This is a genomic window from Alkalihalobacillus alcalophilus ATCC 27647 = CGMCC 1.3604 (assembly GCF_000292245.2).
Classification (GTDB): Bacteria; Bacillota; Bacilli; order Bacillales; family Bacillaceae_D; genus Alkalihalobacillus; species Alkalihalobacillus alcalophilus.
Map to the genome: position 1 here is coordinate 1 of NZ_ALPT02000035.1, position 14,197 is coordinate 14,197.

Below are 14,197 nucleotides of genomic sequence, written 5' to 3' on the forward strand. Positions count from 1 at the left end.
TGACCGACTCTTGTTTAGGAGCATTCTGTTCCTTTTTATCCGAAACATTCAAATAATTATGTAATAACGCCCTCCTACTTCCGAATCCTCCGCACTACTTAAAATCAATTATTTTATTTTCCTATTTTGTAGGTCCTTTAGACATAAGTCAAAATACTAAAAGAACTCACTTCCATCGTCTTCCATTATAAAAATCGTCCTATTTTTTCCTCCCTTATTTTTATATGATGGGTATTTTATCATTTAATAATTTAGTATTTTCTTACTACTATTAATATTCTAACCTAATTACTTTTCGTGAATCCGTGACTAAACTTATGACTGTAGTAACTATCCATTTTTTTCAATATAGTTAAAATTAAACTATAACACTCACCATTCTGTTCTATTAGCGATTCAATGTTTACGTTTATTTTTGTGCATTTATAAAATTTTTATTGAAGTTAATTTCTGAGGGGGAGTTACGAGCATGGAAAGGGTAGCAATTGATCTTGAATGGGTTTCACTAATAAAAGAGGCCAAACAGCTTGGGTTATCAATCGAAGAAATCAAGACTTTCTTATCAAATTCAGAAGTTTATGTGAGCAAAGAACCACCACCAGACACTAAACTATCGAAAATTATTTAATCACAACTCAAACTCATCCTTTTGCCAATGATGATTCAGGAATACACCTACTTCGCACACAAAAAAGCTACTTAAAAGACCGGCTGACCTTTTGAGTAGCTCAATTGAGCAGAAAAGCTATGTTCTTCTTTTTTATACTTTTATTTTTTCCGTGTTAATTACCCTAATCTCAATTGACGTTCCAATACCCGCTGTTGATTCCACAAAAAGCTCTCCCTCAAGTGCTTTTACCCTCTCCCTCATCGAATGCAAACCAAAACCAAATTCAACTTCTTCCACTCCTTTTCCATTATCAACTACTTTTAAGTAAAGTTGTTTGCCTGTTTGTTGGAATCGAACATAAAATCGTGTGCAATTGCCATGTTTAAGTCCATTAGTAAAAGATTCTTTTAAAGCTAGGATTATCATCTTTTTAATTTCGACTGAGGGAATAGACTCGGGAATATCTATTTGTGTATCAATGATTACCCCCGTACTTAGCTCTGTTTCTTGAATAACCTTATTTATCTCTTTTGCAAAATCGATTTCCTCTTCTGTATCGAATTGATTTAGAAGTTTAACAGAACGTCTAATTTCATTTAAACCTTTCCGAATTAATTGTTGTGATAGCTCTAGTTTCTCGATCGACAATTTTTCATTTTTGTGATAAAGACGTCGACTAGCTTCGGCTTGCACGATAGCTGTTGTTAACGTATGGCCAACAACGTCATGAATATCTCGAGCAATACGGTTTCGTTCCTCTAGAACCGATTTGGTTGCCAAAGTCTGTGCCATTTCTTTTTGTGTTTTTTCCAAATAATAGGTTCGACTTTTTACCTTTTCTTCTAATGATTCATTTAATACTTGCATTTCTTTATAAAGACGGGCATTCTCAATCGAAATAGCCGCTTGGTTCATTAAAAGGTTTAAGAGCGATATATCTTGTTTTGTAAAAGCATGTGTCGATAAGTTATTTTCTAAATAGAGAACACCCATTAATTTCTTATGGTGAGTAATCGGACTAATTAGCACAGACTGCGGTGTTTGTTCTTCGATATATTTGTCGTTATTAAACCGTGTATCTTTTGTTAAATTCTCAAAGACTATCGCCTTTCGTAGCTTAACGACATAATCAATTAGAGTTGTCGGGACTTTCCCATAAGAGTAGACCGGAATAGATTTTACAACTTCAATTGTCGTAATATCTTGCTTCACTTCTCCTCTCACTTCAATATATAATTGTTCCTCTTTTGCAAGAATTAAAACACCCGTTTCTGCTCCGGCATATTCTAAAACAATTTTCATTAAATGCTGCAAGACCTTTTCTAAAACAATCTCTTGTGACAGAACTTGGGAGGCCTTCATTAAACTAATTGTATCTATGGAGCCTACCATAAAGCTGTTATCTGTGATCGTTTTTGGCTTTTCAATATGAACAGACTGCCTATTTAATTCAACAACCAGTTCAGCCCCCCAAAATTGAAAATCATCATTTGCTTGCTGCAAATATTTATGTCCTAATGCTTGCTTTCCTTTTTCTAAATGAATCATACTCAACACTTGTTTAATCAAAGCTTCTTGATGGATACAATTTTGTTCCTTCGCTAGTTTAGCAGACTGTTTAAAAGATTGAATCGCTTTCTCATAAGATTGTTTCAATAAATAATAACAGCCTTCAATGATAAAATAGCGGCTCGCAAAATTGTCTGCACTTTGCTTTTTCCACTTTTTTATATTTTTTAAATAGGAACGAACAGTTTTAACATATTGTTTCCTTTCCGCTTTAGTCAAATCTTCAGATAAACAGATAGAAAGACTATGATAAACCCAGTACTCACACTGAGCTGAGCCTAACACACTATTTCGATCAGCAAATAAGAATTGACTTTCTTTGACCTCTTTTAAAGACTTTTCATATTCTTTCGTAACCGTCCAATAAAAGATCATTAACAAAGAAAAATAGGAAAGAGTGGTTTCTCTAGATTTAAACTGCTTTTTTAATCGTTTATAAACTGCCTCTATTTCTTTGCGTCGTTCTCTTGCCACTTGCACATCGGCTAATCTCTCAATAATTTTTTCTACTAGATTAAAATATTCAATAAACTCCTCTAGCCTTAAAAGCTGAGCTTTATGGCGAAAATCCTCGACATGTTTTAATAATGTTGGCACAGATAGTCCCATCATTAAAAAAGTATTAAATGACATGATTAAACATCCACCTGCAACGACTAGATTCCCTGCCTTTTTATTCATCTCGAAGCTATTTTGTAAATATTCAATCTTATTTTGAAGGGGTTCGCCCCAATGTTGAATAAAGCCTGAAAAAATAAAATGAGTGACTCCTTTTGTAAATGAATCTGCTTTATGCCCAACTCGTTCGTTAGCCCATTTTGATATTTTGTAAGCCCCCGAAAAGTCACTTAATCCCTCACTTAAAACCATCGCATACTGAGAGAGAATTAATGAGGAATTAGCCTGATTGAAGCTTGGATATTGGGCCTGCATCAGCTTTAATATATGTAGTGCATACAACTCACGTTTATATCCATATACAGCAATCCCCATTGCTTCAAGCATGGAAAAAATCATTTTTTCACGCTCACCATATTCGATTGGCAATTCTTCCTCCTGCTTGTCGATACGCCTCATCTTTAAACGTACCGTAACAAGTTCTTTAAAAATATGAAAACCGATCATTCTTTTAGGGAAGGAATAACCTAACAGAGATAATCCTTCTAGTGCCAAGTTAATCACTTTTTCTGGATCAACTAAATGATTGGTCATTTTAATTTCTATCGTAAGAACATCAATCTTTTCTTTTATGCTAGTCGCTTTTTCATAAAGCTCTCTTGTTAGGTCTTGGGCTTTTTTATTTTGAGCCACTGCATATAAACATCTCGCTTTACCAAGGAGTAATTGAAAGGATAAATGTGAAGATGTATCTCCTTCTAACCACTTTAATCCGTTAGCAAAATAAGTGTTAGCGCAATGATGAGCTTCTAATTCCAAATATCGCCTCCCTAAAATGAGATTGTACTCAGCCATTTCATTTTTCGTTTTTTCAGATAACTGTAAATTAAAACATTGATTAAAATGATCGATACTAGTAGAGAGTACTTGTCGTTGTGTATGCTTATTAAGCAATGTTTGCCCTATACGAAAGTGATTTTCTGCTTTTGTCTTATCGGACAAATGATTGTAGAGCGTTTGCCATATGTCTTCTTCCACGAACCTCATCACTTGAAAGAAATCAAACTCCACCTCTACCTTTTTAATTATTCCGGCAGCTTGTAATTGTTGAATACTATAATCAATAATCGCTTTTGGGATAGAAAGACCTTCGTATAATATATCGCTTTTAAATTGATACCCTATACATAAGCAATAACTTAAAATATCCTCTACTTGAGTCGACAGTCCACTCAGTTTAGTATAAATATACTTATCGTCTCCTTTCCTTTTAAGCGGTTCAATAAGAGGATTAATAAACGTCCAATATCCCCTTAGCTGATTAAAGACAAACTGCTCCTGTTTATATAAAGTTTTTACAGCTTGCTGAAGAAAGAGCTGATTGCCTTTTGTTGCTTCAAAAAGAGTATTTACAACCTCATCACTCATCATTTTTCCTAAGCTAAAGGATTGGCTAAGCCAAGGTTCGATTTGCTCTTTTGTAAAGGGATTTAAATTCACGATTAAATCAACAGCCCGATTCATAAAGAGACCTTGACGTACATCCTCTTTTATGGCTGTTTCTGCGTCGTGATCCGTTTGATAAGCAAAAATAAATAAAATATTAGCGAGACTATAAAAGGTTTGGGCATCCTTAAGGAGTTGATAGGAGGCTTGATCCATCCACTGGATATCATCAATTGAAAAGATAACTGGCTTTCCTTGCCCAGCTATACAAGTTAAAAGCGAATAAACAGCTTGTTTAAACGTTATTCTAGATTCTGTTTCTTCCATAATCGTTACACGGAGGTCGCTCTCGTCAACAATCAAATAAATATCCGAGAAAATTTCACCTATTCTATATAAGGAATCTCCTAATTCCTCTATAAAAATACGATTCCATTTATTAACCTCTTCTGTACCAGATGCTAAAACTCCATCAACAAAGCGGACAAACCCGTTTATTAAACCGTGGTACGGCTGATGAGCATTTCTCTTTTCGTAAACACCTTGGATAAAGTAAGCTTCTTTTGCAAACGGCTGAAAAGCCTTTTCAAGTATAGCTGTCTTCCCTGTTCCAGACTCCCCTTCAATTAAAACGACTTCTGTTTCGCCATCTTTTACTCTCTTAAAACAATTTTGTAATCTCACCACTTTCTCTCCATACCCATAAAGATGATTCGAGAAAATTAGATTTGTCGATTGATCTTCACTCCCTAGAATAAAGGGCTGATTGTTTTTTAAAATGGATGGTTCACTTTCTAATCTTTCACAATCCCGTATTAATCCAAATGCACTTTGATATCGATTATCAGGATTTTTTTCTAAAAGCTTCATCACAATCAACGAGAACACTTTGGGAACTTCTTTATTCAGTTCATGTGGTGGCAATGGCATTTTGCTAATATGGGCATGAATCCATTCTGTTTCGTCCTCTGTAATAAATGGTAATCTACCTGTCAACCATTGGTATAATAAAATACCTAGTGAGTAAAAATCACTTCTTGTATCGACTAATCGACCAACTCTCCCCGTCTGCTCAGGTGATAAATATGGAGCCATTCGTTTAATAATCGGTTGGATTGACGGTTCTGTCACCAAAGTCGATTCTTTTATAGAAAAGCAAAAATCCGTAAAAATCATTTTTTTAGTCTGTGGGAATATCATGATGGAGGAAGGTGTAATTGACTGATAAACATACCGATGTTGGTGTAACTGAGCGAGAATCACTGCTATTTCTTTCGTGATGGTTAAATAATCAAGGTGGGCTAACAAAGATCTCTTTATGTACAAATCTAGAGGAATCGCTCCAACATCTGGTGCCATTAAGTAAGGTTTTCTTCTAGCCGATTTTTCATAATAGAGTTTAAAATTTAAAGTTGCATCATCAGGTAATCGTGCACTAATGCTGACCGTCTGCTCTAACATATCTTCCTGGGCTTTTGAAGTTTGGTATAAGGTAGACATTTTAATTAAAACTTCATCATTTGTCTGTTCATCTAACGCTCGATAAATTATAAAATCTTCTGCATTCACAAGCGTTTCAATAAAATGATAACCCTCAATCATATCAAGACGCCCTTTCCTTTTATTAAAATTAATAAGACATAAATTGATTTAAGTAAATAATCGCCTGAGCACGGTCATTAATCTCAATTTTGCTATACACTTCACTAATATAATTCTTTACGGTCCCTTCACTAATAAATAAAGAATCAGCGATTTTTTTATTGCTAAAACCTTGAACAAGCAATTCAATTACTTCTTTTTCTCTTTTCGAAAATCGAATGCCTTTATCATTTATAAAATCTTGATTAAAGACTCGTGGTCTTTCAGGCTCATGCTGGGCAATTCTCTTTGCTAATTTTTTAGCAATTAAATTTGGCAAAATAATTTGTCCTTGATAAGCACTTCTAATAGAACTAATTAATTGATCATAATTCATGTCTTTTAACAAAAAACCTTCTGACCCATTAAGTAATCCAGAAATAATATAGTCATCATTTGCAAACGTTGTCAAAATCAATATTTTCACATCATTTAATTTAGACTTAATCTCTTTTAAACTATCGATTCCATTCATAATCGGCATTTGAATATCCATTAAAATTAAATCTGGTTGGGTTTGCTCAGCTTTTCTAATCGCTTCTTCACCATTTTCAGCTGTCGCAACTACCTCCATATCCTCTTCAAGTTCAATAATCGTTTTAAGCCCTTCTCTCATTAATGTTTGATCGTCAACAATCATAATGTTAATCCGCTTCATACCACTACTCCAATCACTAAAAAATTCAGAAAAAAAATCTTAAGAGAACTTAAGAAACTAATTCCGTCTAAACTGTTTATCCAACTGATTTTCAAGAATTTTCTTATTATAAGAATTATCATATTAGTAAATTAAATGTACTACATGTTAAAGAAGTAATCAATTTGATATAGGCATTTTTTAGTAATTACTTATAAGGATCAAAAAACTCAGCTAATAGAAAATATTCATCTATCGCTGAGTTTATCCATTTAATTATTTAATTGTGTGCCTAATTTCTCTAAATAAGTTGAAATCGTCTGCAACCCTTTATCAAAGTTTTCTAAATGAAAGTGTTCATTTGGAGCATGGAAGTTTTCCGATGGTAATCCGAATCCCATAAGCACTATCGGCACTTGGAGAATCCGGTCAAACGTTTCAACAACAGGAATGGAACCACCCATCCTTGTAAAGGCAACAGGTGCCGAATAAACCTCTTCATAAGCTTTTGCGGCAATTTGAAAAGCAGGATGGTCAACAGGTGCTGCAAAAGGTTTACCTGAATCAAAACGCTTCGTTGTCACCGTCACTCCTTTTGGGGTATTAGCAGCAATATGCTTCTCAATTAAGCTCGCAATTTCATCTGGATCTTGGGTTGGAACTAAGCGACATGTAATTTTAGCATGGGCTTCTGATGGAATCACGGTCTTAACTCCTTCCCCTTGAAACCCTCCGTATATTCCATTAATTTCGAGGGTCGGACGAATCCAAGTTTGCTCAATCATGGAATACCCTTTTTCACCAAATAACTCTGGAACTTCGAGCTCTTTTTGTAAATTCTCCTCATCAAAATTCAACTCTGCCATTGCGGCACGCTCATCCTTGTTTAACTCTTCTACTTTGTCATAAAACCCTGCAACGGTCACACGTCCTTCTGAATCTCTCATAGAATCGAGAATTTGGACAAGAGCGTGAATGGAATTCTGAACGCCGCCTCCATACAGTCCAGAATGTAAGTCGCCTTTTGCCCCTTTAACATCTATTTGTAAAGAGCTTAACCCTCTTAAACCAGAACAAATAGCGGGACGACCTTTCTCAAGCATTGGGGTATCTGAAATAACAAGTACATCTGCAGCTAGAAGCTCACGGTGCTCTTCCACAAATGAATCAAGGTGCACACTGCCGATCTCCTCTTCCCCTTCAATTAGAAACTTAACATTTACTGGTAGTTCTCCATTCACTTTCAATAATGCCTCAATCGCTTTGACATGCATAAACGTTTGTCCTTTGTCATCACTAGCGCCACGAGCATAAATTTTTTCATCTCGTATATGGGCTTCAAATGGCGGGGTTTCCCACAGTTCCACTGGGTCGACAGGCTGCACATCATAATGACCATAAATTAAAACAGTCGGTTTTCCTGCGGCATGTAACCAATCCCCATAGACAACAGGATGACCACCGGTTTCCATTAAACGTACATTCTCCACGCCTGCGTCCTTTAAAGAACTTTCCATCCATTCTGCCGCATGACGAACATCCTCTTTATGTTCAGATAAGGCACTAATAGAAGGGATACTCAAGAAATCTCCTAGTTCACTTAAATGCTTGTCCCTATTTTGTTGTAAATATGTTTTCACTGCTTCACTCATCTGGCTCATTCCTTTTTGAATAGTCTTTTTTTCATTTTACCATATTAATGAATTGTCTTTAGTGATTACGCTTACAAAACTTATTATGGAAAAAAGTAATGTTTATGGCTAATTAACTGTAGTAGTTCGACAACTGCCCACTCTTTCCTCAACACAAAAAGGGAACTGGCTTCAACACTAATGCATAAAAAGCCAGTTCCCCTTTTAAAAATGGTGCTTATTAGATTCTTAAATAGCTAATGAAACTAAAAAAACGTCAACTATTAAAACAAATGATCTTCCTTACCTTTTTATCACCGAAAAGGCCTATTCACTTTCTGCTAAATAGAGATTCGTATGGTCAATCATTTCTTCAACCGTACTACCAGAAATCGATGGATGTTCGGCCTCTGCAAATGGAACAACCCGATAATCGTATTCTTGACGAAGCACAAGGGTTGGCTCGATATGATAATTGTTAAGTTCAAACGTTGTCTCTTCTCCGATTGTTGTCTTTTTCACTTCAACTGAAGCGAGTCCGCCGATATCAGTATAATCGAATTCTTGACCACTATAAAAGTTTCCTAGTGAATAAAAGACAATCGTTTCATGGCCATCCTCTTGCTCAATTTTATCGATCGGTTGCAGCACGTGGGGGTGATGGCCAAATATAAGATCGACTCCCATTTCTGATAATTCATTTGCTAAACGGCGTTGTTCATCATTAGGTTCTAAGGCATACTCATCTCCCCAATGCATATGTACAATTAAAATATCGACCTTTTTACGAAGAGCGTTAACGTCTTGTTCAATTCTTTCTTCATCAATTAAGGCAACGACATCTTCATGACCATCGGGAACTGGGATTCCATTCGTTCCATACGTGTAAGCTAACACACCGATTTCAATTCCTTCTACATCCACGATTCGGTCAGTTTCACGATCTTCTGTATCCCGATATTTTCCTACATAGTCGATACCAATCTCGTCATAATAATCGATCGCTAGCTCAATCGCTCTGACACCACGATCTAACGTATGATTATTCGCCCCTATTAACATATCGACACCATAAAATTGGAGTTCACGTACAATTTCCTGTGGACTATTAAAAGCTGGATAAGTGGACAACCCAATTTCTATCCCACCTGGAATCGATTCTTGGTTCGCCATTAAAAAATCAGGTTTTGCCAACATTGAAGCTACATTTTCTAACATTGGATTAAAGTCATATCCGTCTTCCACTTCGGCTCTCTCATAAGCCCGTTCATGTAATAAGATATCACCAATGGCTCCTATCACAATCGTCTTTTCTTCCTTTTGGACGATTTCTTCCTCCTCATCCATTTCAATGATGCTTGATTCTGTTTGCTCATTAGAAGGAACCGTTACTTGCTCATCTTCACTCAAACTAATCGTTTCTTGACACCCTAAAAGAAGAACAGCAATGAAAGAAAGAAAAAAGACTACTTTTTTCTGCATTTAGAACACACCTTCCGATTCTTTTCATACACCATTATTCGACTTTATGATTCAAGATTCCTGTTCTTTAGGTAATTTTGTATTATTTTGTAAAGAAAGCACGTCATAGGCATTGTTGTCCCTCTACTTCCAATAAAATAAAGACCACGCTTAATAACCAAAATAAAAAACCCTATTATTAAATAGAGTTTTTATTATGCTTTTTTCCCTTTTTAGCTTTACATCATACCATTTTATTTATAAAATTTTTGTACCATTTTCGACCTGATGTTCTGGTTTTAATAAAACGACGTCCCCTTCATTAGGAACTGCGCCTAGGACTAACACTTCCGATTTAAAACCCGCGATTCGTCGTGGTGGAAAATTTACGATTGCAATAACCTGTTGACCAACTATTTGTTCAGCCTTATATCGTTTTGTAATTTGAGCACTTGAAGATTTAATCCCTAATTCATCGCCAAAGTTAATTTTCAATTTTATTGCGGGGATCTTCGCCTCCGCAAAAAAATCGGCTTCTACTATCGTTCCCGTTCGGATATCAAGCTCTAAAAAGTCTTCAATCGTTGCCATTTGTGCCCCTCCTTTTTTCAAGTGTACTGAAAGGGAGGGCACTTGTTCAAGTACTTGTCATTCATCCATTGTTATTCTCTACTTTTTGACAATCGGCATCCAAATTTCCGTCCTATAATCATGAGCTGTGACATCGCCAGCTGGATAAACTTCCAACTCTGGTTTGTTCGCAAGTTCATAACCAGTTGAAGGTAGCCACTCAGAGAAAATTCTTCCCGTCACTTCCGGAACCGCTTTAGCTGCTGGTCCGACCGCCTCAAAGACTGCCCAAGTAGCTGCTGGTATCATTTCTTTCACATAACCATTAGGCACCTTTTCCCCGGCACGTATTTCAACAGCAATCATATAATCAAATTCTTTTTGCTCTTCATCAAAGTTTAAACAAACACCTAAATACCCCAACTCAGTACAAACTTTTTCTAACTCTTCACTAGATCCATCCGAATTAAATTCATTCCAAAACAACGGAATTTTTTGGTGGTTCTCTCCATTTTCGGTGCTAATTCGAATGCTCTTCCCCACAACCTCCATCTTACCTTTTTCTAAAATTTGATAATTCATATCAATCGCTCCTTTGATTTGAAGTTGAAAGGAAATTTTCGGATAAGCAGACAACTTAATCCCATTTTTCCTCACCTGACTTGGGGAAACCCCGTGTAACTTTCGAAAGGCTCTTGTAAAAGCTTCAGGCGAATCGTAACGATATTTCATTGCGACATCAATCACCTTTTCTTTAGAAGAGAGTAGCTCTTGTGCCGCTAATGTTAATCTTCTCCTCCGAATATATTCGGCAACCGTTACCCCAGTGAGCATATAAAACATTCGTTGATAATGAAACTTTGTAAAATGAGTGATTTTTGCCAATTCTTCTATTTCAATTTTCTCCTGAAGTCGACTTTCTATATACTCAATACTGCTTGAAAAATTGGTCAAAGCTTCCACAATATCCTCCCCTTCGCGTTTCATCTTAAACGATTCACTTGTTGATATCCTGACTGTATGTGCTCTCTCCTATCAGTTTCATTTTCTCATCAATCATAATTAAATAAAACTCATATACTATCCCATTTATCGATAAATTGTCGCATTAATTAGAAAAAAAATTCATATATTGTACTTGACACTAAGAATGATATTCATTATCATTTAATTTAAAGTTGATATTGATATTCATTATCATTTAAAATTCGTAAGGAGGAGTTTCTCTGGTTAAGAAATCTATTTTTCTTTTTTTACTTGCCTGTTTGTACCTTACAGGCTGCTCCTCTGCACCTGATCATAATGTTCATTCCGATCCAGCCGCCTCTTCAGAGTCTGGATTTACGATTACCGATTTTGCTAATCAATCTCATTCATTTAATGAAGTACCCGAACGAATCGCGGCTTTAAGTAATGGTGAGATGGATATTATTTATGCACTTGGAGCAGAGTTAGTAGGACGACCAAACTCAAGTGGTCCCCCTTCAATAGAAGAAGCAACGGAAGTGACCCAGGTAGGTTCTACACATGAAGTGGACCTTGAAAGAATCACCTATGTTCAACCGGATGTTGTCCTTGGCCATTCGCAAATGAATTTAAAAGACGTTCCAACGATTGAAAGTCTTGGAGCTAAAATGGTGCTGACGCAAGCTCAATCCATTGAAGACATTAAGCAACAAATACATTTATTTGGTGAGATGTTACAAAAAGAGGAGCAAGCTGAGCAATTAATTACAAATATGGAAGAGCATATTTCAAACTTATCTGACACACTTCCCGAACAAAAAACACGTGTTCTCCTTATTTACGGGGCACCGGGTACGTATATGGCCGCTTTGCCGAATTCATTAAGCGGAAATTTACTTGAAGTAGCTGGTGGTGAAAATATAGCCAGTGATTTTCAACAATTAGACGCTTATCCACAATATGCTCAATTAAATACGGAAAGAATTATTGAAGCTGAGCCCGAATACATTCTTTTGATGAGTCACGGAAATTCTGATGAAGTGAAAGCAGGCTTTTTAAAAGAAATGGAACAAAATGCAGCATGGAATAATTTAGACGCTGTCAAAGAAGGAAGAATTGATGTTTTACCATCAGATCTGTTCGGGTCAAATCCTGGCACTAAGGTCACCGAGGCCTTGGATATTCTTGTTGAAATATTTCGTTCGATAGAAAGCGATGAATCACCATGAAAAACCGTTCACGAAGACGGAAGGGCTTAATTATCTTTGCCCCTCTGCTTCTAATAATCGTCTCCTTATTTGGATTAACCTATGGTTCTGTCTCAGTACCATTTACCGAAATATGGCGTGTCCTTACTGGCAATGAGCCATCGATTTACCAAACAATCTTAGTTGATTTACGACTTCCTAGAATCCTGATTGGGCTTTTAGTTGGGGCATGTCTAGCCGTTGCTGGTTGTATATTACAAGGTGTGATGAGGAACCCACTTGCTGACCCTGGGATTATCGGGGTTACGGCTGGTGGTGGGTTAATGGCTAGTATGACCATGCTTGTTTTTCCACACTTAAGTTATATGTTGCCTATTTCAGCCTTTCTTGGAGCTTTTGTCACAGCAATGATTATTTACTTTCTCGCTTGGGATAAAGGGGCCTCTCCTCTAAAAATCATTTTAGCAGGGGTTGCGATTAACGCCCTTGTAGGAGCTGTTCAAAATGGACTGATGGTTATTTTTAGTGACCGAATTCAGTCAGTCATTCCTTGGCTTGCAGGTGGATTAAATGGGCGGAGCTGGTATCATCTTGAGTTTATGGCACCGTACGCAATTGTTGGACTCTTGTTGTCTCTTTTAGCCATTAAACCAGCTAATCTCTTATTATTAGGAGATGATTCTGCTAAACTACTAGGCCAAAAAGTAGAATTACAACGGTTTTTACTTATCACATTAGCCGCTTTTTTAGCAGGGGCTGCCGTAAGTGTCGCTGGACTAATTGGCTTTGTTGGACTCGTTGTTCCTCATGCAATTAGGCTGTTAATTGGTGAAGATTATCGTTATCTTCTACCATTGTCCGCTGTTTACGGAGCGATTTTAGTTGTGTTAGCTGATACGATTGCTCGCTCTTGGTTTGACCCAATTGAATTACCTGTCGGTGTATTGCTGGCAGCATTAGGGGCACCATTCTTTCTTTATCTATTAAAGAAAAGGGGGTTGATGTAATGGAAAAAGCGATTTATGCAAAACAAATGAACGTACATATTGGCTCCTTTACTTTAAATAACATTAATGTTGAGATTCCTAAAGGAAAAATGACCGCTATTGTTGGTCCAAATGGGTCAGGTAAATCAACTTTCCTTAAAGTCATCTCCCGATTGGTCAAACCTGAATTTGGTGAAGTAATGATTGAGCAAAAGGAACTAGATGCTTATAAAGCAAAAGAGTTTGCCCAAACATTAGCGATGATGCCTCAATCTAAACAATCTTTACCTAATTTAACAGTTAAAGAGTTAATCCAATATGGGCGCTCCCCTTATAAACGCTTTTTTGAACATCATACAAATCCAGAAGATCAAGAGATTGTTGAATGGGCGATGGCAATAACTGGTACAGTCAAACATAAAGACCGATTCTTTCACACTCTTTCAGGAGGGGAACAACAAAAAGTTCGGATCGCATTAGCTCTCGCCCAAAAAACGAATATTCTTTTACTTGATGAACCGACAACATTTTTGGATATTACTCATCAATTAGAATTAATGGAATTACTTGAGGAAGTTAATGTCAACCATGGTATGACGATTGTAATGGTTTTACATGAATTACAACAGGCTGCAGCCTATTGCCACCATTTAATAGCCATGCAAAAAGGAATGGTCGTCTCTACTGGTCCACCGATAGAGATGTTAACACCTTTATTTTTAAAAGAAATCTATCAAATTGAAGCCAAGATTATTTATGAGGATAACTACCCTCTCATTGTGCCTTTAAAAGGGCAATATCATCTTTCTCAACAAAAACAAGCATTGTAGCTACTAGATTCAAAAAAATAAATA

General features: G+C 36.4%; 10 protein-coding genes. 4 read left to right on the forward strand and 6 right to left on the reverse strand.

What is annotated here, in order from left to right:
- Positions 1-469: 469 nt before the first annotated feature.
- Entirely contained in the window at positions 470-628 is a 159-nt protein-coding gene (locus BALCAV_RS21630; protein ID WP_003320733.1) for an anti-repressor SinI family protein, read from the forward strand.
- A 132-nt stretch (positions 629-760) separates the two neighbouring features.
- Here the strand turns inward: BALCAV_RS21630 and BALCAV_RS10875 are convergent, their stop codons facing one another.
- From BALCAV_RS10875 to BALCAV_RS10900, 6 genes are all read right to left on the reverse strand, one after another.
- Positions 761-5,845, reverse strand: coding sequence for an AAA family ATPase (locus BALCAV_RS10875; RefSeq protein ID WP_003320732.1), 5,085 nt, complete (start codon positions 5,843-5,845; stop codon positions 761-763).
- 28 nt (positions 5,846-5,873) lie between these two features.
- Positions 5,874-6,542, reverse strand: a complete 669-nt coding sequence (locus tag BALCAV_RS10880; RefSeq protein ID WP_003320731.1) for a response regulator — start codon at positions 6,540-6,542, stop codon at positions 5,874-5,876.
- Between the two features lie 251 nt (positions 6,543-6,793).
- The gene (locus tag BALCAV_RS10885; protein WP_003320730.1) at positions 6,794-8,173 is read right to left on the reverse strand and encodes a dipeptidase; all 1,380 of its coding nucleotides are present in this window, start codon (positions 8,171-8,173) and stop codon (positions 6,794-6,796) included.
- Positions 8,174-8,479: 306 nt separating this feature from the next.
- Positions 8,480-9,634, reverse strand: a complete 1,155-nt coding sequence (locus BALCAV_RS10890; RefSeq protein ID WP_003320729.1) for a CapA family protein — start codon at positions 9,632-9,634, stop codon at positions 8,480-8,482.
- A 237-nt stretch (positions 9,635-9,871) separates the two neighbouring features.
- Positions 9,872-10,204: a chaperone CsaA gene (csaA, locus tag BALCAV_RS10895; protein WP_003320728.1), complete on the reverse strand. Its 333-nt coding sequence runs from the start codon at positions 10,202-10,204 to the stop codon at positions 9,872-9,874.
- A 78-nt stretch (positions 10,205-10,282) separates the two neighbouring features.
- Positions 10,283-11,146, reverse strand: a complete 864-nt coding sequence (locus tag BALCAV_RS10900; protein ID WP_040323899.1) for an AraC family transcriptional regulator — start codon at positions 11,144-11,146, stop codon at positions 10,283-10,285.
- A 302-nt stretch (positions 11,147-11,448) separates the two neighbouring features.
- Between BALCAV_RS10900 and BALCAV_RS10905 the strand changes: the two genes are divergently transcribed.
- Genes BALCAV_RS10905 through BALCAV_RS10915 form a run of 3 tightly spaced genes read left to right on the forward strand, consistent with a single transcriptional unit; the run spans position 11,449 to position 14,173 of the window.
- A complete protein-coding gene (locus tag BALCAV_RS10905; protein WP_235213109.1) occupies positions 11,449-12,378 on the forward strand; it encodes an ABC transporter substrate-binding protein in 930 nt (309 codons plus the stop codon).
- Complete coding sequence (locus tag BALCAV_RS10910; RefSeq protein WP_003320724.1) at positions 12,375-13,364, forward strand: FecCD family ABC transporter permease; 990 nt, start codon at positions 12,375-12,377, stop codon at positions 13,362-13,364. Before BALCAV_RS10905 ends, BALCAV_RS10910 begins: the two co-directional genes overlap by 4 nt.
- On the forward strand, positions 13,364-14,173 hold the full coding sequence (locus BALCAV_RS10915; protein ID WP_003320723.1) for an ABC transporter ATP-binding protein: 810 nt from the start codon (positions 13,364-13,366) through the stop codon (positions 14,171-14,173). Before BALCAV_RS10910 ends, BALCAV_RS10915 begins: the two co-directional genes overlap by 1 nt.
- The last annotated feature ends 24 nt before the right edge of the window (positions 14,174-14,197 follow it).

Excerpts from the sequence above, each read along its gene's own strand:
- BALCAV_RS21630 (WP_003320733.1), top strand. The coding sequence starts at position 470 with ATGGAAAGGGTAGCAATTGATCTTGAATGGGTTTCACTAATAAAAGAG.
- BALCAV_RS10875 (WP_003320732.1), bottom strand. The coding sequence starts at position 5,845 with ATGATTGAGGGTTATCATTTTATTGAAACGCTTGTGAATGCAGAAGAT.
- BALCAV_RS10880 (WP_003320731.1), bottom strand. The coding sequence starts at position 6,542 with ATGAAGCGGATTAACATTATGATTGTTGACGATCAAACATTAATGAGA.
- BALCAV_RS10885 (WP_003320730.1), bottom strand. The coding sequence starts at position 8,173 with ATGAGTGAAGCAGTGAAAACATATTTACAACAAAATAGGGACAAGCAT.
- BALCAV_RS10890 (WP_003320729.1), bottom strand. The coding sequence starts at position 9,634 with ATGCAGAAAAAAGTAGTCTTTTTTCTTTCTTTCATTGCTGTTCTTCTT.
- csaA (WP_003320728.1), bottom strand. The coding sequence starts at position 10,204 with ATGGCAACGATTGAAGACTTTTTAGAGCTTGATATCCGAACGGGAACG.
- BALCAV_RS10910 (WP_003320724.1), top strand. The coding sequence starts at position 12,375 with ATGAAAAACCGTTCACGAAGACGGAAGGGCTTAATTATCTTTGCCCCT.
- BALCAV_RS10915 (WP_003320723.1), top strand. The coding sequence starts at position 13,364 with ATGGAAAAAGCGATTTATGCAAAACAAATGAACGTACATATTGGCTCC.